Annotated in this window: 16 protein-coding genes; 13 read left to right on the plus strand and 3 right to left on the minus strand. The window is 64.7% G+C overall.

Annotated elements, in window-relative coordinates:
* Window positions 1–83: 83 nt before the first annotated feature.
* The 10 genes from AC6JA3_RS14700 (at window position 84) to AC6JA3_RS14745 (ending at window position 11,471) form a co-directional block, all read left to right on the plus strand.
* On the plus strand, window positions 84–2,849 hold the full coding sequence (locus AC6JA3_RS14700) for a GMC oxidoreductase (RefSeq protein WP_347781566.1): 2,766 nt from the start codon (window positions 84–86) through the stop codon (window positions 2,847–2,849).
* Entirely contained in the window at window positions 2,846–4,954 is a 2,109-nt protein-coding gene (locus AC6JA3_RS14705; RefSeq protein WP_497920189.1) for a hypothetical protein, read from the plus strand. Before AC6JA3_RS14700 ends, AC6JA3_RS14705 begins: the two co-directional genes overlap by 4 nt.
* A complete protein-coding gene (locus tag AC6JA3_RS14710; RefSeq protein WP_347781568.1) occupies window positions 4,951–6,024 on the plus strand; it encodes an alpha/beta fold hydrolase in 1,074 nt (357 codons plus the stop codon). Before AC6JA3_RS14705 ends, AC6JA3_RS14710 begins: the two co-directional genes overlap by 4 nt.
* Entirely contained in the window at window positions 6,021–6,992 is a 972-nt protein-coding gene (locus AC6JA3_RS14715; protein WP_347781569.1) for an acetoacetate decarboxylase family protein, read from the plus strand. Before AC6JA3_RS14710 ends, AC6JA3_RS14715 begins: the two co-directional genes overlap by 4 nt.
* Window positions 6,989–7,471, plus strand: a complete 483-nt coding sequence (locus AC6JA3_RS14720) for a hypothetical protein (RefSeq protein WP_026547092.1) — start codon at window positions 6,989–6,991, stop codon at window positions 7,469–7,471. Before AC6JA3_RS14715 ends, AC6JA3_RS14720 begins: the two co-directional genes overlap by 4 nt.
* On the plus strand, window positions 7,468–7,950 hold the full coding sequence (locus tag AC6JA3_RS14725) for a hypothetical protein (protein ID WP_347781570.1): 483 nt from the start codon (window positions 7,468–7,470) through the stop codon (window positions 7,948–7,950). Before AC6JA3_RS14720 ends, AC6JA3_RS14725 begins: the two co-directional genes overlap by 4 nt.
* Window positions 7,947–9,302 carry a patatin-like phospholipase family protein gene (locus AC6JA3_RS14730; RefSeq protein ID WP_347781571.1) on the plus strand — a complete coding sequence of 452 codons (1,356 nt, stop codon included), beginning with the start codon at window positions 7,947–7,949 and terminating at the stop codon, window positions 9,300–9,302. Before AC6JA3_RS14725 ends, AC6JA3_RS14730 begins: the two co-directional genes overlap by 4 nt.
* Window positions 9,303–9,458: 156 nt before the next feature.
* Window positions 9,459–10,361: an FAD-dependent oxidoreductase gene (locus AC6JA3_RS14735; protein ID WP_347781572.1), complete on the plus strand. Its 903-nt coding sequence runs from the start codon at window positions 9,459–9,461 to the stop codon at window positions 10,359–10,361.
* Between the two features lie 136 nt (window positions 10,362–10,497).
* On the plus strand, window positions 10,498–11,190 hold the full coding sequence (deoC, locus tag AC6JA3_RS14740; protein WP_026547089.1) for a deoxyribose-phosphate aldolase: 693 nt from the start codon (window positions 10,498–10,500) through the stop codon (window positions 11,188–11,190).
* A gap of 53 nt (window positions 11,191–11,243) precedes the next feature.
* Complete coding sequence (locus tag AC6JA3_RS14745; protein WP_026542762.1) at window positions 11,244–11,471, plus strand: hypothetical protein; 228 nt, start codon at window positions 11,244–11,246, stop codon at window positions 11,469–11,471.
* 85 nt (window positions 11,472–11,556) lie between these two features.
* On the opposite strand, the gene AC6JA3_RS14750 is transcribed toward AC6JA3_RS14745, so the two are convergent.
* Together AC6JA3_RS14750 and mfd are read right to left on the minus strand one after the other, a co-directional pair.
* Entirely contained in the window at window positions 11,557–12,366 is an 810-nt protein-coding gene (locus AC6JA3_RS14750) for a metal-dependent hydrolase (RefSeq protein ID WP_347781573.1), read from the minus strand.
* A gap of 5 nt (window positions 12,367–12,371) precedes the next feature.
* Window positions 12,372–16,004, minus strand: coding sequence for a transcription-repair coupling factor (gene mfd / locus AC6JA3_RS14755; protein WP_347781574.1), 3,633 nt, complete (start codon window positions 16,002–16,004; stop codon window positions 12,372–12,374).
* A gap of 109 nt (window positions 16,005–16,113) precedes the next feature.
* Between mfd and AC6JA3_RS14760 the strand changes: the two genes are divergently transcribed.
* Genes AC6JA3_RS14760 through AC6JA3_RS14770 form a run of 3 tightly spaced genes read left to right on the plus strand, consistent with a single transcriptional unit; the run spans window position 16,114 to window position 18,423 of the window.
* Window positions 16,114–17,655, plus strand: coding sequence for an SDR family oxidoreductase (locus AC6JA3_RS14760; protein WP_497920190.1), 1,542 nt, complete (start codon window positions 16,114–16,116; stop codon window positions 17,653–17,655).
* 47 nt (window positions 17,656–17,702) lie between these two features.
* Complete coding sequence (locus AC6JA3_RS14765; RefSeq protein WP_026542766.1) at window positions 17,703–18,200, plus strand: DUF2505 domain-containing protein; 498 nt, start codon at window positions 17,703–17,705, stop codon at window positions 18,198–18,200.
* Between the two features lies 1 nt (window position 18,201).
* A complete protein-coding gene (locus AC6JA3_RS14770) occupies window positions 18,202–18,423 on the plus strand; it encodes an SCO4848 family membrane protein (protein WP_026542767.1) in 222 nt (73 codons plus the stop codon).
* A 66-nt stretch (window positions 18,424–18,489) separates the two neighbouring features.
* On the opposite strand, the gene sufU is transcribed toward AC6JA3_RS14770, so the two are convergent.
* A complete protein-coding gene (gene sufU, locus AC6JA3_RS14775) occupies window positions 18,490–18,942 on the minus strand; it encodes a Fe-S cluster assembly sulfur transfer protein SufU (protein ID WP_026547086.1) in 453 nt (150 codons plus the stop codon).
* Window positions 18,943–18,990 lie beyond the last annotated feature (48 nt).

Here is an 18,990-nt window from a genome sequence, read left to right on the forward strand (position 1 = left end):
ATAGTCCGCGGAGGCATCGCCCGGCCACGCCCGGCGCCGCCAGCTGCAGCTATGTAGTCAGCTTTCCTCTGAGAGGAACGGCCATGGGTCGTCTGGGGACCGGGAACAGTGGGGCTGCGGGACCTGAGCCCGCTTCTGATCAGGCACGCCGCCGCGATGGCATCGAAAAGGTCGACGCCGTGGTGGTGGGCTCCGGCTTTGGAGGTTCCGTGGCGGCGCTTCGACTGGCCGAGGCCGGGCAGTCCGTTGTGCTCATGGAACGCGGCAAACCGTACCCGCCCGGCAGTTTCGCGCGTTCGCCGTCGGAGATGGGGCGGAACTTCTGGGATCCGGACCGGGGCTTGTATGGACTTTTTGATGCCTGGACGTTCCGCGGCACTGAGGGGCTGGTGTCCAGCGGGTTGGGCGGTGGCTCACTGATCTACGCCAATGTCCTCTTGCGCAAGGACGAAAAGTGGTTCGTCAACGAATCCCCCATCCCCGGCGGCGGATATGAGAACTGGCCCTTCACCCGGGCAGACCTCGATCCCCATTACGACGCCGCCGAAGCCATGCTCCAGCCCGTCCCCTACCCGTACATGGACACCGCGAAGACCCTGGCCATGGAGAAGTCGGCCGCGAACCTGGGACTGTCCATCACCAGGCCTCCCATAGCCGTCACGTTCTCGGCAGCACCAGGGACCGAACCGCGAACCAACCATGCACTGCCGCTGCCCGGCTACGGCAGTATCCACGGTCCTGCCACGGTGCGCACCACCTGCACGCTCAGCGGTGAGTGCGACATCGGGTGCAATGCCGGCGCCAAGAACACCCTGGACCACAACTACATCTCAGCGGCCGCCTTCAAGGGAGCCGATGTCAGAACGTTCCATGACGTCCGTGGCATCCGGCCCTTGAACCCCGGGTCGCCGGGTGGCGGCTACGAGGTCCGCTATGTGGTGCATCATCCGGATCATCACGGCGAACTTCTCACCGAACGCATCATCCATTGCCGCCGGCTCATGCTCGGTGCCGGCACATTCGGCACCAACTTCCTCCTGCTCCGAAACCGCGGTTCCCTCCCTGCGCTGAGCGACGCCCTTGGCACCCGTTTCAGCGGCAACGGCGACCTCCTGACGTTCATCATGGGTGCGAAGACGCCCCCGGCCAACGGCTCACGGCCCGGCGTCCGGAATCTGGCCGGCAGCCGGGGCCCGGTGATCACCACAGCCATCAGGGTCCCGGATTCACACGACGACGACGGCGATGGCCGCGGTTATTACGTGGAGGACGCGGGGTATCCGGCCTTCATGAACTGGCTCATCGAGACAGCGCAACTGGGCACCACCATCAAACGGACCGCCAAAGTGGCCGGGCAGCTCTTCAAGGACAGGCTGTTCGACGCCGGCCGGTCCAACGTCTCCGCCGACCTCGCCGCAGCGGTGGGCGATGGCCGTTTGTCCTCCAGTTCGGTGCCCATGCTGGGTATGGGCAGGGATGTCCCCGACGGTGTCATGACCCTCCGCGACGGGAGGCTGGCCATCGCGTGGACCATGGCAACCTCCAAGGAGTACTTCGGCCGCGTCCGCGAAACCATGGAGTCCATTTCCAAAGACCTGGACGGGGACTTCATCGACAACCCCCTCTGGTGGGCCAAGCGTGTCATCACGGTGCACCCGATCGGAGGAGCCCCCTCCGGACGGCATCCGGGCGAAGCAGTCTGTGATTCCTACGGCGAGGTCTTCGGCTATCCCGGATTGTTCGTGGTGGACGGCGCCGCGATGCCGGGCCCTGTGGGTGCCAACCCGTCCCTGACCATTGCAGCGTTCGCGGAGCGCACCTGCGCCCACATCATCGGGAACGCAGGGGAACCTGGTCGCCGGGGCATCCGCCCGGCAGATGCCGCAGGCTCCGGCGGGTCCGGCGAAAAGGTGGCCGTACAGCAGGAGGCGGCCGGCGCCGTCGTCGACGTCGCCGCGTCCGCTCCGCGTGCGTTGGCTCCGGACGCCACCAAAGGCAAGACCGCACCTGAGGAAAAGCCTGCGAGCGCAGTCTCTGAGGTGCCCGAGGCTTCCCAGGTGCGCAGCCGCGGACTGGGCAGGCCCGGCACTCCAGGCGTAAGCGGCAAAGAGGCCACCTCCGTCCGGTTCACCGAACAAATGCACGGTTGGTTCAGTCCGGGCATCGCCGATCCGGAGAAAGGGCGGAGCCTGGGCAGGGACCGGAGCAGGAAGATCATGTTCGAGCTGACCATCATCGCCGAGGACATCGAGGCGTTCGCCTCCGACCCGAACCATCCGGCCAGAGCTGAAGGCTACGTGCTGGCGGACTACTTCGGTGGCCGGATGCCGGTGGAACGGGGCTGGTTCAATCTGTTTGTCCAGGAAACCGCCGACGCCGCTGCACCAGCAAGGCGCATGCTCTACCGGTTGTGGCTGCGGGACCCGGGCGGAACACCCTTCACGTTCACCGGCCATAAACTAATCCGCAACGAGGCAGGATTCGACCTCTGGGCGGACACCACCACCCTGTATGCCACCATCCTTCGCGGGCATGTGCCACCGGATGGAGCGCCATTAGATGCTGTGCCACCGGATGCAGCGCCACCGGATCCAGGGACGCAGGATGCCCCGCCACCGGACGCCGCACAGCCAACTGCAGGCGGCGCCGCCCAAGCAGGCGTCGTCGGGGCCGGAATCCTCTACATCCGGCCCCTCGACTTCGCCAAGCAACTCACCACGTTCCGCGCCGAAGGACCGGCCCCGGCGGCAGGCTTGGTGACCTTCGGGAAGCTGTTTGCCGGCGAACTCTGGCAGGTCTACGGGCGGCGTCCCAGAGGCGTCCCCCTCCCGTTCACGTCAAAGCGATGAAAAGCCGGGAGCTCGCAAAACACCATGCCGTACTGGGGTTCACACCCCAGCCTGCGGTTCGTTGGCTCTCGCCGATGTCCTTGGCCAGGACTGCGTTGAAGGTCGCAGCGGCCACGGTCTTTGCCGATTTCGGCGATAAGCGCGAGCTTGAGGGCAGCTTCCCCTCGGATTCCCTGAGCTTGGACAAAATTCCCCTCCCGGGCCAACCAGCCCAGCCCGCCGTCAGCAGCCGCGGACTTCCCTCCCCTGGTGATCTCCGGGATGGGCGGGCCGCCGCTGCTGGGGCAACTGAGATGTGGCTCGACTTCGCGGCCGACCTCGGCGACGGCTTCGACGCCACGTACACAGTGGCGTCCTTGCTGGCCCAGGACACGCTGACGGTGGACGGGCATGAACTTCCCCGTGGAAGGGTCCTGGTCCTGGGCGGAGACGAGGTTTACCCGGTCGCATCCCCGGCAGCGTACGAGAACCGGATGGTGGGTCCGTACCGGGCCGCCTTCCCACCCGCGTTGCGAGGCCCGCTCAGCGCCCTAAAACACGTCGATTACGCGCACAGCGGGCCACCCAACGCGTCTCCGGTCATGCTGGCGCTTCCCGGCAACCATGATTGGTACGACGGCCTCACCTCGTTCATCCGGGTGTTCACCAGGCAGCGGAGCATCGGGGGCTGGCGGACCATCCAAACCCGCAGCTACTTCGCCCTCCGCCTGACCGGAACCCCTCCCGGTCCGGGCAGGAACGGCACCCCCGGCTGGTGGTTGCTTGGCCTGGACAGCCAACTGGGGCAATACATCGACGAGCCACAACTGGACTACTTCTACCGGAACGTCACTGTGCAACTGCAGCCCGGCGATGCGATCATCCTCTGCGTCGCTGCACCATTCTGGGTTGACGCCACGCAACCCGGGTGGGGTGACTTCCGCCAGGTGAACTTCTTCGAGCAGGACTACCTGCGCCGGCGCTTCAACCCTGGAACGGGCCTGTTCGACGCCACCGGTGCCAGCGTCAGGCTCTGGCTCACCGGCGACCTCCACCATTACTCCCGCTACGAGGACTCCCGCTACGAGGACTCCCCTTACGCGGACTCCCCTTACGAGGACTCCCCCTCCGAGGACTCCCCTTCTCCGGAAACCTCCGGCACCCAGCACCAGACCCCGGATCCGGGCAGGACCCAGATGATCACTTGCGGCCTGGGCGGCGCCTACCTCTCCGATACCCACGGACTGCCCGAACATCTCACCTTGCCTGCCGCGTCGGCCGCTCCCGGTGAATCGTCCAGCCTGCGGCAACCACAGCAGACAACAACACAGCAGACAGGCACGGAACAGCCAGACACCGGCCGCGTCTTCACCCGCATGCCCACCACGTTCCCCGGCCAAGGACACTCCCGCCTGCTCGGCCCGCAACTGGCCAACCCCTTCTCGCAGTTCTGGCTCCCCATCCGCAACCCCGGCTTCGGGCTCTCGCTGGGCATCATGCACGTGGTGGCCGCCCTGACGTTGTGGACAGTCTTCAGTGCCTTTCGCGGTGAGGCCTTTGTGGACAGCCTGCGCAGCCTGACTCGCGGAGACACCCCGGTACTTGTCATTGTCCTGATCCTTGCAGTGCCGCTCCTCCTGGCAGTTGCCTCGTTGTCCGCGCGTTCGTTGGGTCTGGCGCAGGCGGGCATCGTCGTTTTCGCCCGCGGCGCGCTGTACCAACTGTCCGCGCTCGCGGTGAGTACCGCCGTCGTGATCCTGATTCCCTGGCCGGTGAGTTGGCCGGACGTCGTGATCCTGCTTCTAGTGCTTGCCTTGGTACATCTGGGCGGGTGGGCGCTGGGCAGCGAGGCCTTTGCCCTGTACATCCTGGCGACGCCCAGTGGCGAAGTGGCCACGTGGAAGATGTCGGGCCAGGCGATCGAAGACCACAAGGGTTTCCTCCGCATCCATCTCTCCTCCGACGCCAACCTCACCGTCTACCCGTTGATGGTGGACACCGTCTGCCGCGATTGGAAATTGGCAACGAACGACGACGGCGCGCGGCCGGTACCGGTGGCCGGTTTGCCTGCCGTGCGGCTGCTTGAAGAACCCATCACCATCGCATGGAAGGGAAGCACCCCATGATCACCACCCGTGCCGAGCACAGGACAGAGGTCATCCCGATCCGTGCCCGCGACAACACACCCTTGAGCCTGGTCCACGTCACCTCCCCTGTTGAGGCCGTCAAAGGGCCGGTGATCCTGGTTCACGGCTCCGGCGTCCGGGCCGAACTGTTCAGGCCACCGGTCCGCACCACCATCGTCGACGCGCTCCTCGAGGACGGGTGGGACGTTTGGATGCTGAACTGGCGTGCATCGATCGACCTTGACCCCCTGTCCTGGACGCTCGCCGACGCCGCCGTGCACGACCATCCCGCCGCCGTCGAACACGTCCTGAAGTCCACCGGAGCCGAAAGCCTGAAAGCCGTCATCCACTGCCAGGGCTCCACGTCATTCACTATGTCGGCAGTGGCGGGCCTGCTGCCGCAAGTGGACACCATCGTGTCCAACGCAGTGTCCCTGCACCCCGTGGTCCCGGCGTTCTCACGACTGAAAATCGACTACCTCACGCCAGTGGTCAAAGCCTTCACCCCATACCTGTCGCCGGCGTGGGGCTACAAGTCCCAGGGCTACTTCACCCGCGCCATCCGGGGCCTGGTTAAAGCCACCCATCATGAATGCGACAACACCGTCTGCAAAATGGTCAGCTTCACCTACGGCAGCGGCCGTCCCGCCCTCTGGTCCCATGAGAACCTCGACGACGCCACCCACCAATGGCTCAGCGGTGAGTTCGCCGAAGTACCAGTAACTTTCTTCGAGGAGATGGGCCGCAGCATCAAGGCCGGGCACCTGGTGGCCGCCGGAAACCACCCGGAGCTACCTCAGAACCTGGTGGCCGAAGCCCCGCAGACCGATGCCCGGTTCGCCTTCATTGCCGGTCTGGACAACCGGTGCTTCCTGCCTGAAAGCCAGCAACGCACCTACGAATTCTTCCAAAAACACCGCCCAGGGAAGGACTCGCTCCACCTCATTCCCGGCTACGGCCACCTTGACGTCTTCTTCGGCGAGCACGCCTGGCAGGACACCTTCCCCATCATCGTCGATGAGTTGAACCGAACCTCCCCATCGACCACAGCCCCGGAGTCGAAGCCATGAAAAACCTCACCGAACTTGCCGTCCCCCTGCTCAAGCTCCTCCCATCACCTGTGCCGCGCAGGCAGGAACGGCTGCGTGGGCAGCACGCTTTCGCCGATGGAATCAAGTACGTCATGCCCGTCAATTCCGATGACTCACCAGTGCTGATGGCCGCATTTCCCATCAACAAACGGGCAGCCGCAGCCGCACTTCCCGGTTCGGAAATGCGGCCCTTCATCCTTGGCGGAAAGGGGCTGCTGGTGGTGACAGTGGTCAACTACAAATCCACCGACATCGGCAAATACATCGAGTACTCGCTCGCCATCGCCATCACCCACGGAAGCAGGCCCGCCCCACCCATCCTTCCCCTCCTCTTCCAAAAGACCTTCAAACTGGGCCAGTTCGTGGTGGACCTGCCCGTCAGCTCCGAAGTCTCGGTCAAGGGCGGCAAGGGAATATGGGGCATGCCCAAGCACCAGGCCAACCTGGACTTCGTGGTCACGGACTCCACCGTCTCAGCCCAATACGACAAGGACGGCCAATTGGGTTGCTACATCGAGATCCAACGCCCCGATCCCCTCAACCTGCCCCTCAAACTGGCCGCCTCCAACTACTGCGTCTTCCGGAACATGCTCTGGAAATCGGACATCTACTTCGAAGCCACCGGGGACATAGCCCTCGGTGCCCAAGCCAAGGCGCGGCTCGTCCTCGGTGACGCGCCCGGCGTCGAACCCTTGAAAGGCCTGCAGGTGGAGAGCAATCCGGTGTTCACCGCCTGGTTGCCCCAAGCCCACGGAGTCCTGGATGACCATTACGAAGCGTGGTTCCTCACCGCTCCAACCCAGCTCGAGGCTGTGGCCCTGCCTGGTGGGGACATGCTGGACAGCGTGGTGGACCTGGGCCAAGGGCAGGAATGGCTGGCACCGCCGGACCGGAGCCGGGTCTCCGGCGCTGTCCCAAGCCCGGCGCCCCGTGGTGGTGCCCAGTGAACTGGCTCCTCCTGCTGAACGCCCTCTACTTTCTCTTCGGCGCAACCATGTACGTGGGCACCATGTGGGTCCTGAAGTTCTTCCTCTACCCCACGTGGGAATCGTTGGCCCGCGATAACGTGGACATGCACTTCGGCATCCCCACCCGGGCGGCCACCAAGTTCTTCACCATCGTGGTGCCCGTCATGTTCATCTCCGGCGGCATCCTGGTGTGGTCCGAATGGGGCACCGTCCGTGTCATCCCCGCAGTGATCTGCCTGCTGGGAATCATCGTCCTGACCTGGGTGGGGCAAGGGATCATCATCCCCATCAACATCCGGATCCGCGGCGGCGACTTTGCCGACGACACCGAGCTGAGGTCATTGCTCAAACGCTGGATGATGCTCAACGACATCCGCTTCTACGTCTCCACCCTCACCTGGGCCGCCATGGTGTGGCTCCTGGTGGACCGTGGCCGGCTGCTCGAGTCATACGCGTGAACGCGCACCAGCCAGCCCAACCCGGACATCCGGCACAAGCCCGGAAACCGCACCCGCCAGGTACCGCGGCCTGGGCGGCCGCCGACCCCCTCCGTGCGGTACTCGCCGTCATTGCCATCATCACGGTCCTCACCGGAGCAATACAGGTCCCTTTCGGCGGGCAAGTCCTGCAACTGATCGGCGCGGACTCCACACCCGTGACCCGCCAACTCTTTGGCACCGTGGGAATGTTCATGATCGTGGTCGGCGGCCTTCTCCTCAACACCCTTCTCAACGACCCTCCCTCCCCCGAAGTGGTGCTGTGGTCCGCGCTCCAGAAAACCGGGGCCTTCGGAGCCGTGGGCATCGGCGTCCTCAACGGCGTCTTCGCGCCCATTGCCCTGATGGTGGCCTTCTTCGACCTCGCAACCGGGATCCTCCTCCTCATCCACTGGCGCCGCCTCACCGCCGCGCCGGCCACCATCGGGCTGCCAGGATGAAACACGCGGCAAAGCGTTCACTGGTCCTCGCCGGGGGCGGCATGCGGGTGGCCTGGCAAGCCGGCGTGGTGAAAGCGCTCGCCGAGGAAGGCTTGGAATTCCAGCACATTGACGGCACCTCCGGCGGGATCCTCACGGCGGGCATGATGCTCTCCGGTGTCCCGCCGGAAGAGATGTGCGCCCGCTGGTCAGGCGTTGACGTCAAGGACTTCGGCTCAGCATTGCCCGCGGGTGACTACCTCAAGGGCCCGTGGTCCCTGCCCGCCCTTGGCGACGCCGACGGCATCCTCGGCAAGGTATTTCCCGCCTTGGGCATCAACGACGCCACCATCCGTTCCCGCGCAACCCAAGCCCACGCCGTCGAGGGTTCCTTCAACGTGGTGGAATTCACCGAAAAGCGCTGCCACGCAATCGACGCCGCGGACATTGACGCCGGGCTGATGGCTGCAGGCATGTCGCTTCCGATCTTCCTCAAACCCCTGCGCCGCGATGGGAAAATCTGGACCGACGCCGTCTGGATCAGGGACGCCAACGTAGCCGAAGCCCTTCGGCGCGGCGCCGAAGAAATATGGCTGGTCTGGTGCATCGGTAACACCCCGTATTGGGGCGACGGGCCGCTGGAACAATACGTCCACATGATCGAGATGAGTGCCATGGGCGCCCTCCTGGCTGACTTCGACGCTGCCGCAGCCGCTGGACGGGAGTTTGTGCTGCACGTGATCCGTCCCCGCCACCCCCTCCCCCTGGATCCGGAGTTCTACCTGGGCAGGGTCGACGCCGATGCTCTGATCGGCATGGGGTACAGGGATGCCCGCGCCTATCTGGACACCATGACCTCCGCAGGGCTGGCCAAGGACGCCACATGCACGGCAATGACAGACCCTGCGCCAGGAGTCCGCTTTACCGACACGCTCCGGGGCGAACTGGACGGATCGCCCGTGACGTTCAAAGCGGCGGTGGTTCTTCCCTCCGATCCCGGGGATGAAGCGCCGCAACTCACGGGCTATCTGGAACACTCCCGCTTCGGGCGGGCATTCCTGGCCGGCGGGCGGCTGGAAACCCATGGCGATGACCTCACGTACCGTGCCCGGATAAGGGTCGACGACGGGTGGCAAACCCTGGCGCTGACACGGACCCTGAGCGATGACCCCGGGCCCGATGCCTGGGCTGATTCGCGTCACGCCCGGCTCGAAGTCGGCGGGCTGGCAGCCGATATGACCATGAGCCTGGGAGATGCTGCCGGGCTTCTGGCCTCCGTCGAACCAGTGGGCGCTCACGGATTTGTGGACCGCGCAGGAGCGGTGGCAGCTTTCGCGGGCAACGGGTTCCGTGAGCTGCTGCGCCGATATTGATCCCGTCCGCGGAGCTAATGTGACGCACGTTATTACCGGCCGGTAAACAGCGCGCTACGGATACGCCAAAGATGGCAACAGCGGGGAAACACCGGCGAAAAACCAGCCGCCTACGCTGATGATCAACAGCAGGTCATCTGAGCGAAAGGGCCAAACATGTCCGCCACCCCGTCCGCAGCTTCCCTCCACATCGTCATCGCAGGCGCAGGCCCCGCGGCCCAGGCTTTGGTGCGGCGGCTCACAGGCGGGTCGGACTCCCGGCAGCGCCCGTTCGAGGGCACCATCACCGTTCTCAGCAATCGCGACGACTGCCCCGACGCCTTGCTGGAACTCGCCGAACTCCCCCAGGTTTCGGTGCGCTTCGGACAGCCGGCCAGCTTCATCGACTCCGGCGCCAAAATCGTCACTACCGTGGACGGCATGGAGTTCTCCTATGACCAGTTGGTCATTGCCACCGGCTCGGCGCCCTCCCTCCCGCCCGTAGTGGGAGCCGAATCCGGCCTGAGCTATTCCACCATCGACGACGCCGCCGCTATCGGTGAAGCCGTCAAAGACCTCACCAAACTGGTAGGCCGCCGTCCCTTGGGAATCCTGGTGGGCAATGGACCTGCCGCAGGCCAGGCTGAGGCAGTGCTGCGCGCCCGTGGAGTCCGTCCCGTCCGCACCACCCTCCGCCCTGCCGCCGTCGTTGCCGCGTCGGGCGTTGCCGCTTCGGGCGTTGCCGAAGAGACCGCGTCAAACCTGCCGGCCATTGGCATCCTGTTCGAGGACGGCAGCAGCATGAAGGGTGACCTCGTGGTCCTTGCCGAGGAACGGACCGCCCGCAATGAACTCGCCGGGAGTGCAGGCTTGCTGGTTGCCTCCGACGGCGGCATTTCCGTTGGGCGCGACCTCGCAACCTCCGTCCCGGGCATCTGGGCGATCGGTGATGCTGCTTCATGTGATGGGCTCCGCCTTGGTTTGCTGCTCTCCGCCGAGTCTTCTGCGATGTTGTGCGCCTCCGGCATGCTGTTGGGCCTGCGGGGTACTGAAGATCAGCAGGTCCCGATGGCTGCTTAGCCAGCGCGGCGTGGCCGTCTTCCACGGCACCCAGGCCCTCCCTGCGGCAGGCAAGCCATGTGGCAAGATGGTCCTTTGACGGGCAGTGACAACCCTGCGGCCACCGGGCCGGCCACGCCCTGCACGGAAGGATCCCATGAGCAACCAAGCGGTCGCCCCGGCGAACATCGCCTCCTACATCGACCACACCCTGCTGAAGCCGGAGGCCAGCGAAGCAGACGTCCTCAAGGTCTGCGCCGAAGCCATCGAATACCGGTTCAAGTCCGTCTGCGTGAACCCTGTCTGGGTCAAAACCGTAACCAAAGCACTCAAGGGCTCCGGTGTGCTGACGTGTTCGGTCATCGGGTTCCCGCTGGGCGCCACGCCCACCGACGTCAAGTCGTTCGAAGCCCGCGGAGCGGTCCTCGACGGCGCTGACGAGATCGACATGGTGATCAACATGGCTTCCGCCCGGGCCAATGACAAGGGTGCGCTGGTGGACGACATCAAGGCCGTGGCCGAGACGGTCCATGCAGGTGAGGCCATCCTGAAGGTCATCATCGAGACGTCCATGTTGAACGACGAACAGAAGGTCATCGCCTGCGAAGCGGCCGTGGAGGCAGGGGCGGACTTCGTGAAGACTTCCACCGGATTCAACGGCGGAGGAGCAACCGTTGAAGACGTAACGTTGATGCGCAAGACCGTTGGGCCCGATATTGGGGTCAAAGCGTCCGGCGGAGTGCGGTCCCTTGCCGATGCACAGGCTATGATTGCTGCTGGTGCAACACGTATCGGTGCGAGTTCGGGAATTGCCATTGTCAAGGGTGAACAGGGTTCATCTGCCTACTAGGGGCTTCCAGGACCACCAGAGATTTTGAGCCCTGCGGGGCCGAGGAGGAACGAATGTCCAAGAACGCAACCAGCGCCCCCATCGAGCGCGAGAACAACCTGGTCCAGAGCATTGTCCTGTTCCTGGTCATGATTGTGCTCTTCCTGGGCGCCATCTACTCGCTGTCCTTCCTCAGCCTCGAGAACCCGTGGCCCATGGCCGTTTGCCTCGGCCTTTTCGCCCTGGCTTTCTGGATCCCGCAGACCATTCTTGGCCGCTCTGACTCCGCCGGCGAAAACTAAGCCTCTTATCTTCAAAGAAATGCGGCCCGGGTTCATACCCGGGCCGCATTTCTTTTTGAGCCAAACAATGACAGCCGCCGGGCCGTCAGGGGACCTGCACTACGCCCCCCAAGGCCGCCAGAACCCCTGGCCAGTGCTGTTGCGCCAGCGTCCACGCCGCAGCTCCCATGCCCACCATGGCGTAACCGCTGACCGGTATCAGGACCAACCATTCGCGTCGGGAACCGGCCCTCCCCAGCAGCGGGATGGAGAAGGCTCCATTTGGCCGCCAGATTCCCCGGATCGGGGATTTCCGCAGGAATTTCGGCGGCTTGATGACAATGGGCCACAGGAGCGGTACACCCCCCACAGTGATCATGTCCCCCACGATGTGCACCACCACACCTGTGAGCATGGACAGCGGTAACCAGCCCCACTGGTCCGGGGCAAACCAGGTGACCAAACCTGCCATGACCACAGCAAAGAGCCAGTTGGTGATCCACCCGGACTTCGGGAACAGGTTCAACGCCTTGGCCGCCAGGTTGATCATGAACATACACAGCAGTCCCGCGCCCACAGACAGCTTCCCCATGGGCGTCACCATCTGGAACTGAGCGGCCATGGCTGCCAGCACAACAAAGGCTGAGGCGCCCAACAGGGAGTGCGTCCCTTGGCGGTGCCCGCCGCTGGCCTTCTCAATTCCCACCGCAATCACATTGGACAACGGCGGCAGGGAGTTCGCAATGGTGCTGTGGCGGTGGTCCCAGTCGACTACCAAAGCAGTTCCCGCCGTCGCCATGGCACCGATCAGAATGCCGGTGGAATCCAGGGGGTACCAGCCCAGGGCGTACGGGCCGGTCGAGGCAATAGCTATCCACGCCGCGGCTCCTGACGCGGCGTGATGTCCTCCCATCATCGACGTTAGCCCGCCTTGACGGGCGCGTCGGTGAAGATCGCTTCGATGACGTTGTTGGCCCACTGCAGGATCTCGGCATCCTGAAGATCGCGTCCACCGATTTTGGCTGTCTTGGGCTTGGGAATCAGCACGGCATCCAGCGCGGGTTTCACCTGGGAGCCCGGGTACATGCGGTTCAGGCGCATGGTTTTGGACTCCGGCAGTTGCGCCGGCGAGAAGCGGATGAAGTTGCCTTGGAGCGCGACGTCGGACAGGCCGGCTTCGCGGGCACCTACACGGAAGCGCGCCACGGCAATGAGGTTTTGGGCTGGCAGCGGAGGCTCGCCGTAACGGTCCACGAGTTCCGCCAGGACCTCGTCGATGGCCTCATACGTAATGGCAGCGGCCAGTTTTCGGTAGGCCTCCAGGCGCAGCCTTTCCCCTGGCACGTAGTCGTGCGGAAGGTGGGCGTTGACGGGCAGCTCAATTTTCATCTCCGCGGCCTTTTCTTCGGCCTCGCCGCGGTATTCGGCCACAGCCTCGCCCACAAGGCGGATGTAGAGGTCGAAGCCGACGCCCTGGATGTGGCCCGACTGTTCGCCGCCCAGCAGGTTTCCCGCACCACGGATTTCGAGGTCCTTCATGGCCAGCTGCATGCCGGCGCCGAGTTCGTTGTGCGCGGCTACGGCCTTCAGGCGCTCCAGGGCCACCTCGCCAAGTGGCTTTTCGGAGGGGTAGAGGAAGTAGGCGTAGGCCCGTTCACGGCCACGTCCAACGCGTCCGCGGAGCTGGTGGAGCTGCGAGAGTCCGTACTTGTCAGCGCCATCGACAATGAGGGTGTTGGCGTTGGAGATATCCAGGCCGGTTTCGATGATGGTGGTGCAGACCAGGACATCGAACCGCTTCTCCCAGAAGTCCACGATGATTTTCTCGAGGCGGCTCTCGGACATTTGACCGTGCGCCACTTCCACCCTGGCTTCAGGGACGAGCTCGCGGATTTGGGCCGCGATGCGCTCGATCGATGAGACCCGGTTGTGGACGAAGAACACCTGGCCTTCGCGCATCAGCTCCCTGCGGATGGCAGCGGAGGTTTGCTTGTTCGTGTAGGGACCGACGTAGGTCAGGACCGGGTGTCGTTCCTCCGGAGGGGTGGCCAGGGTGGAGGTTTCCCTGATACCGGTGAGCGACATTTCCAGCGTGCGGGGAATGGGTGTGGCACTCATGGCCAACACATCGACGTTGGTGCGCATCTTCTTCAGCGCTTCCTTGTGCTCCACACCGAAGCGCTGTTCCTCGTCCACGATCACCAGTCCGAGGTCCTTGAACTCGAAGTCCTTGGACAGGAGCCGGTGCGTACCGATCACCACATCCACGGCGCCGCTCTTGACGCCCTCGGCCGTTTCTTTCGCTTCCTTGCTGCTCTGGAACCTGGAGAGCGGCTTGACCCGCAGGGGGAAGCCGGAGAAACGCTCCGTGAAGGTTTCGTAGTGCTGCTGGGCCAACAACGTGGTGGGCACCAGGACAGCCACTTGCTTGCCATCCTGGACGGCTTTGAAGGCGGCGCGGACAGCGATCTCGGTCTTGCCGTAGCCCACGTCACCGGAGACCAGGCGGTCCATGGGGATCTCTCGTTCCATGTCCGCTTTGACTTCATTGATGGTGGTCAGCTGGTCCGGTGTTTCCACGTAGGGGAACGCTTCTTCAAGTTCACGCTGCCACGGAGTGTCCGGGGCAAAGGCATGGCCGCGTGATGCCATGCGGGCGGAGTAGAGGCGGATCAGTTCGCCGGCGATTTCCTTGACGGCCTTGCGGGCCTTGGACTTGGTGCTGGCCCAGTCCGCACCGCCCATCTTGCTCAGCGCAGGGGTGTCACCGCCGACGTAGCGCGTCACTTGGTCCAGCTGGTCAGTGGGTACAAAGAGCCGGTCCCCCGGAGCACCGCGCTTGGACGGGGCGTACTCCAGGACCAGATACTCGCGCAGGCCGGCATCGGAGGCCGAGGTACCTGTCACCTTGCGCTGGATCAGCTCCACGAACCGGCCGATGCCGTGCTGCTCATGGACCACGAAATCGCCCGCGTGCAGCTGGAGGGGGTCCACGGCGTTGCGGCGCTTGGAGGGCATGCGCCGCATGTCCTTGGTGGAACTTGCCGTCGCCCGGCCCAGCAGGTCGGCTTCGGTCAAGAGGCCAAGTTTGAGCCCGTCAAGGACAAAACCACGCCCGACGGCGGCGGTGGTCACCTCGATGATGCCCGGTTGGGGCTCCTTGTCCAGGGACTCCACCCGGGAGCAGGGAATATCGGCATCGTGGAACAGCTCGGCCAGGCGTTGGGCAGGTCCGGGACCATCGGTCACCACCACCACGCGCCACTGCTCGCGGACCCGGGAACCGATGAATTCCAGCATCTCGGCCACTTCGCCTTGGTATCCGCGAGGTTCGCGGGCCCGCATGTTCAGGACATCGATATCCAGGACGAGGTCCTCGTCCGAGGCGAGCGAGGTGATGGACCACCAGGAGACGCCGTGGGCGAGGGCGGCCGATCGGGTATCGGTCAGTGACCGGAAACTGGCCGCATGCAGGTCGGTGGATGCCTGGGAAGACAGGTCAAGGGGCGCCGCACCGCCGTCGGACGCCGTTGACCATGCAGCTTCAAGGAATTCCTCGTTGGTGGCTGCGAGATCATGCGCGCGGGTGCGGACCTTTTCCGGTTCGATGACCACGGAGAGGGAGCCCGCCGGGAGCTGGTCAACGAACGGGACCATGGCATCCACCAGGACCGGGGCAAGGGATTCCATGCCCTCAACAGCGATCCCGCCGGCAATCTTCTCCAGCATGTCCGCAGCTGCGGGCATGTCGGCTTTGAGCCTGGCCGCGCGGGACATGACAGAGGCGGTGATCAGGATTTCCCGGCACGGCGGGGCGTGCAGTTCGGTGGGGTGGTGAATGCCGCGTGCGGACAGCGAGCGCTGGTCGGCCACGGCGAACCAGCGCATCTGGTCCACTTCATCGCCGAAGAACTCCACCCGGATGGGATGGTCCTCGGTGGGTGGGAAGACGTCGAGGATGCCGCCGCGGACCGCGAATTCGCCACGGTGCGTCACCATGTCCACACGTGCGTAGGCTGCGTCGGACAGGGCCCTGACAACCTCCGTGAAAGAACGCTCCTGCCCCACCTGCAGTGTCACTGGAACCAAGTCCCCCAAGCCGGCAACAATGGGCTGGACCACGGCGCGAACGGGAGCCACCACTACCCGCAAGGGGGCCGACGTCGAGGTTTCAGGGTGGGTCAGGCGGCGCAGGACGGAAAGCCGGCGCCCGACGGTGTCCGAGCGCGGCGAGAGCCGCTCGTGCGGGAGGGTCTCCCAGCTGGGGAAGGTGGCCACGGATTCGGCCGGCAGATATGAGGCGAGCGCAGCGGTGAGGTCCTCGGCTTCACGTCCGGTTGCTGTGACGGCGAGGACCACGGGAGCGCCGGCACCGTCGTCACCAGCGGAGGCCAGGGCGTCGGCCATTTCGGCGAGCAGCACAGCGCGCATGCCAGTGGGAGCGCTGATCTGGTAGTCGGTGTTGCGGTCGCTGAAGGGCCGCTGAGCTTCCGTTCGCACGCGGGCGAAAGTCTTGTCCTCCGCCAAGGCGCGGCGCAGACCGTTGAGGCTCATGACAGAAACTCCTAGGGTGGTTCCAAGGGCAGGCAACACAAATGCCCGGAAATTCAGAAGAACGCCGGGTCATTCCAGCCTACCTCTACCCCCAGCCCCAGGAGTTCCTTTGCAGCCTTCGGAAGCTACGCATTCCAACACACCGCAGGACACCAGGACCGTACTGGTAACAGGCGCCACCGGATACATTGGCGGACGTCTGGTCCCCCGGCTCCTTGAAGCCGGCCACAAGGTCAAGGTCCTGGTCCGCACGCCACAAAAGATCGCCGATGTCCCTTGGCATGATCATGTGGAGATCATCGAGAACAGCCTCTCGGACGCAGACGGACTCACCGAGGCCCTGGCCGGCGTGGACGTCCTGTACTACCTGGTCCACTCCATGGCATCCGGCAGCGGGTTCGAGGCCAAGGAGGAAGCCATGGCCCGGCTCGTGGCTGGAGCCGCGGCAGGGGCCGGTGTGGACAGGATCGTCTACCTCGGCGGACTGCACCCCGAGAACGAGGAACTGTCCATCCACATGCGTTCCCGCGAGACCGTGGGAAAGGTGTTCCTGGACTCATCAGTGGACTCGATCGTGTTCCAGGCCGGCGTGGTGATCGGTTCGGGATCCGCCTCGTTCGAGATGATCCGGCACCTGGCCGAAACACTTCCGGTCATGCCTGCCCCCAGTTGGGTGAACAACCGGGTTGAGGCCATCGCGGTCCGTGACGTCCTGCACTGCCTCGTGGCTGCTGCGGCGCTCCCGGATAAGTTGAACCGTTCCTTCGATATCGGTTCCCGGGACGTCCTGAAGTACAAGGAGATGATGAACGAGTACGCGGTGGAGCGTGGGCTCCCCCGGCGCCTGGTCATCGCGCTTCCCGTCCCGGCTCCCAAGCTTGCCGGATTGTGGGTGGCCCTGGTGACGCCAATTCCCCTGTCCATGTCCCTGCCTTTGGTGCAGTCGCTGCAGCATGACGCAGTGTCGCGGGAGCACGACGTCGACCGTTACATACCCCAGCCCGACGGCGGCCTGACCCAGTACCGCCGTGCCGTCGCTTTGGCGTTGGGCAAGGAACGGGACGGACAGGTGGAGACCACCTGGGCCAACGCGGGGATCGACGCCGATCCGCTTCCCAGTGACCCCGATTGGGCGGGCTACAAAGTCTTCCTCGATGAAAGGACCTTCCACAGCGAGGCCCGGCCGGAGCACGTCTGGACCATCATTGAGGGCATCGGCGGTAAGAACGGCTGGTATTCGCTGCCGCTGGCATGGCGGGTCCGGGGCTGGCTGGACAAGCTCCAGGGCGGGGCTGGTTTGCTGCGCGGACGCCGGCATCCCAAAACCCTCAACGCCGGTGAGGTAGTGGACTGGTGGCGGGTGGAAGCCATCGACCGCGGGCACCTGCTGCGCTTGCGGGCCGAGATGCGGGCCCCGGGCGGGGCCTGGCTGGAGTTGGCGGTGGAGCCCGACGGCGAAGGCAGCCTTTATAAGCAGCGCGCCATTTTCTTCCCGCGTGGACTTGCCGGGCGCCTCTACTGGCTGGGGGTGTACCCGTTCCACGGATTCATCTTCCCGTCCATGGCCCGGAACATCTCGGCAGCGGCCATCACCCTCCAGGAGAGCTCCCCGGCAAGCACCGGTTCAGGGGTGGCCGGCGGAACCCCGTAGGATGTTGGGAGCTAAAAAGCTTCACCACCACCATTCACGGAGGACCCATGGCCCTGAGCGCATCCACCACCCTGCCGCACAGCGTTGACCGCGTAGCTGCCGTATTTGTCGACGAAGAATTCCTGCGTCACACGAGCGAACTGGTGGGCGGCTCCCTGGAATCGTTCACGATCGACGGCGACCCCGCCGGTGCGTTCAGCACCGTCACTGTCCGCACCCTGCCCACCACGCGACTGCCGGACATTGCCCGGAAGTTCGTCGGCGAGACCCTGAAGGTCACCCAGACCGAGCAGTGGGAAGCTCCCGCGGCCGATGGCTCACGGGCCAGCAACATCGCCTTGAAGATTTCAGGCGCGCCCCTGGACGTCACGGCTGTCCAGCGCCTCGTTGCCGACGGTGCCAACACCAGGATCGAGCTCGAAGGCAACGTCACCTCTTCGGTACCGTTCCTCGGTGGCAAGATCGCTGATGCTGCGGAGCCGATGGTTGGCAAGGCACTGAACATCCAGTCGCAGCAGGCCCAGGCCTGGCTCGAAAGCCACTAGCGTGGAGATCCCCGCGATCCTTGCGGTTGTCCTGATCGTCGCAGGGCTCTGGTCGCTGCTTGTGTGGCCACAGTTCCTCAAGCGCGTCATGAAGGATCCCCGCGCCCGCGATGCCGCAGGCAAGGCCACCCGGTTCCTCACGGTCCACGTTGTCCTGGTCACCATCTCCATGGTGCTGGGATTGGCGACGGCGGCCATTGGCATTGCAGGCTTGGTCGCCTGAGCTTCACCCGGCCAAACAGGAAGCAGCGCGCGCTGTGAGAACTCATTGCGCGCGCTGCTTCCTGTTTTAGGCGGTGGCCTGGTTGAGGGCATCCTCGGCAGCAACCCAGGAGATCATGGCGCATTTGACGCGCGCCGCGTAACGGGCCACGCCTTCGAAGGCCGCCGCGTCACCGAGGACCTCGGGGTCGGCCTGGACCTTGCCGCGGGACCGGAGGACTTCGCGGAAGTTCCCGATCACCGTGTGCAGTTCCTCCACGGACATTCCCTCGCCGAGGTCGGTCAGCACCGAGGCAGAAGCCATCGAAATGGAGCAGCCCGCTCCGTCCCAGCTGATCTGCTGGACGGTTCCGTCCGCAACGGCGAGCCGCAGCGTGACTTCATCCCCGCACACCGGGTTCAGTTGGTGTGATTGACCGGTGGATGCCCCTTCAGGGGCGGCCGTTTCAGCCAGGCCACTGCCGTGCCGCTGCTTGGAGTGGTCCAGGATGATCTGCTGGTACAGCTGGTCAAGACTCATGGTGGTTATAGCCTGTTCGGTGGTTGATGGTTGCCCGGCATGTCAGGG

It is taken from the genome of Arthrobacter sp. TmtSoilC79 (assembly GCF_059739405.1).

Bases quoted from the DNA above. Each gene is read 5' to 3' on its own strand.
- AC6JA3_RS14750 (WP_347781573.1), bottom strand. From the start codon at position 12,366: ATGATGGGAGGACATCACGCCGCGTCAGGAGCCGCGGCGTGGATAGCT.
- AC6JA3_RS14705 (WP_497920189.1), top strand. From the start codon at position 2,846: ATGAAAAGCCGGGAGCTCGCAAAACACCATGCCGTACTGGGGTTCACA.
- AC6JA3_RS14735 (WP_347781572.1), top strand. From the start codon at position 9,459: ATGTCCGCCACCCCGTCCGCAGCTTCCCTCCACATCGTCATCGCAGGC.
- AC6JA3_RS14765 (WP_026542766.1), top strand. From the start codon at position 17,703: ATGGCCCTGAGCGCATCCACCACCCTGCCGCACAGCGTTGACCGCGTA.
- deoC (WP_026547089.1), top strand. From the start codon at position 10,498: ATGAGCAACCAAGCGGTCGCCCCGGCGAACATCGCCTCCTACATCGAC.
- AC6JA3_RS14730 (WP_347781571.1), top strand. From the start codon at position 7,947: ATGAAACACGCGGCAAAGCGTTCACTGGTCCTCGCCGGGGGCGGCATG.
- AC6JA3_RS14715 (WP_347781569.1), top strand. From the start codon at position 6,021: ATGAAAAACCTCACCGAACTTGCCGTCCCCCTGCTCAAGCTCCTCCCA.
- AC6JA3_RS14700 (WP_347781566.1), top strand. From the start codon at position 84: ATGGGTCGTCTGGGGACCGGGAACAGTGGGGCTGCGGGACCTGAGCCC.
- AC6JA3_RS14745 (WP_026542762.1), top strand. From the start codon at position 11,244: ATGTCCAAGAACGCAACCAGCGCCCCCATCGAGCGCGAGAACAACCTG.
- mfd (WP_347781574.1), bottom strand. From the start codon at position 16,004: ATGAGCCTCAACGGTCTGCGCCGCGCCTTGGCGGAGGACAAGACTTTC.
- AC6JA3_RS14710 (WP_347781568.1), top strand. From the start codon at position 4,951: ATGATCACCACCCGTGCCGAGCACAGGACAGAGGTCATCCCGATCCGT.
- sufU (WP_026547086.1), bottom strand. From the start codon at position 18,942: ATGAGTCTTGACCAGCTGTACCAGCAGATCATCCTGGACCACTCCAAG.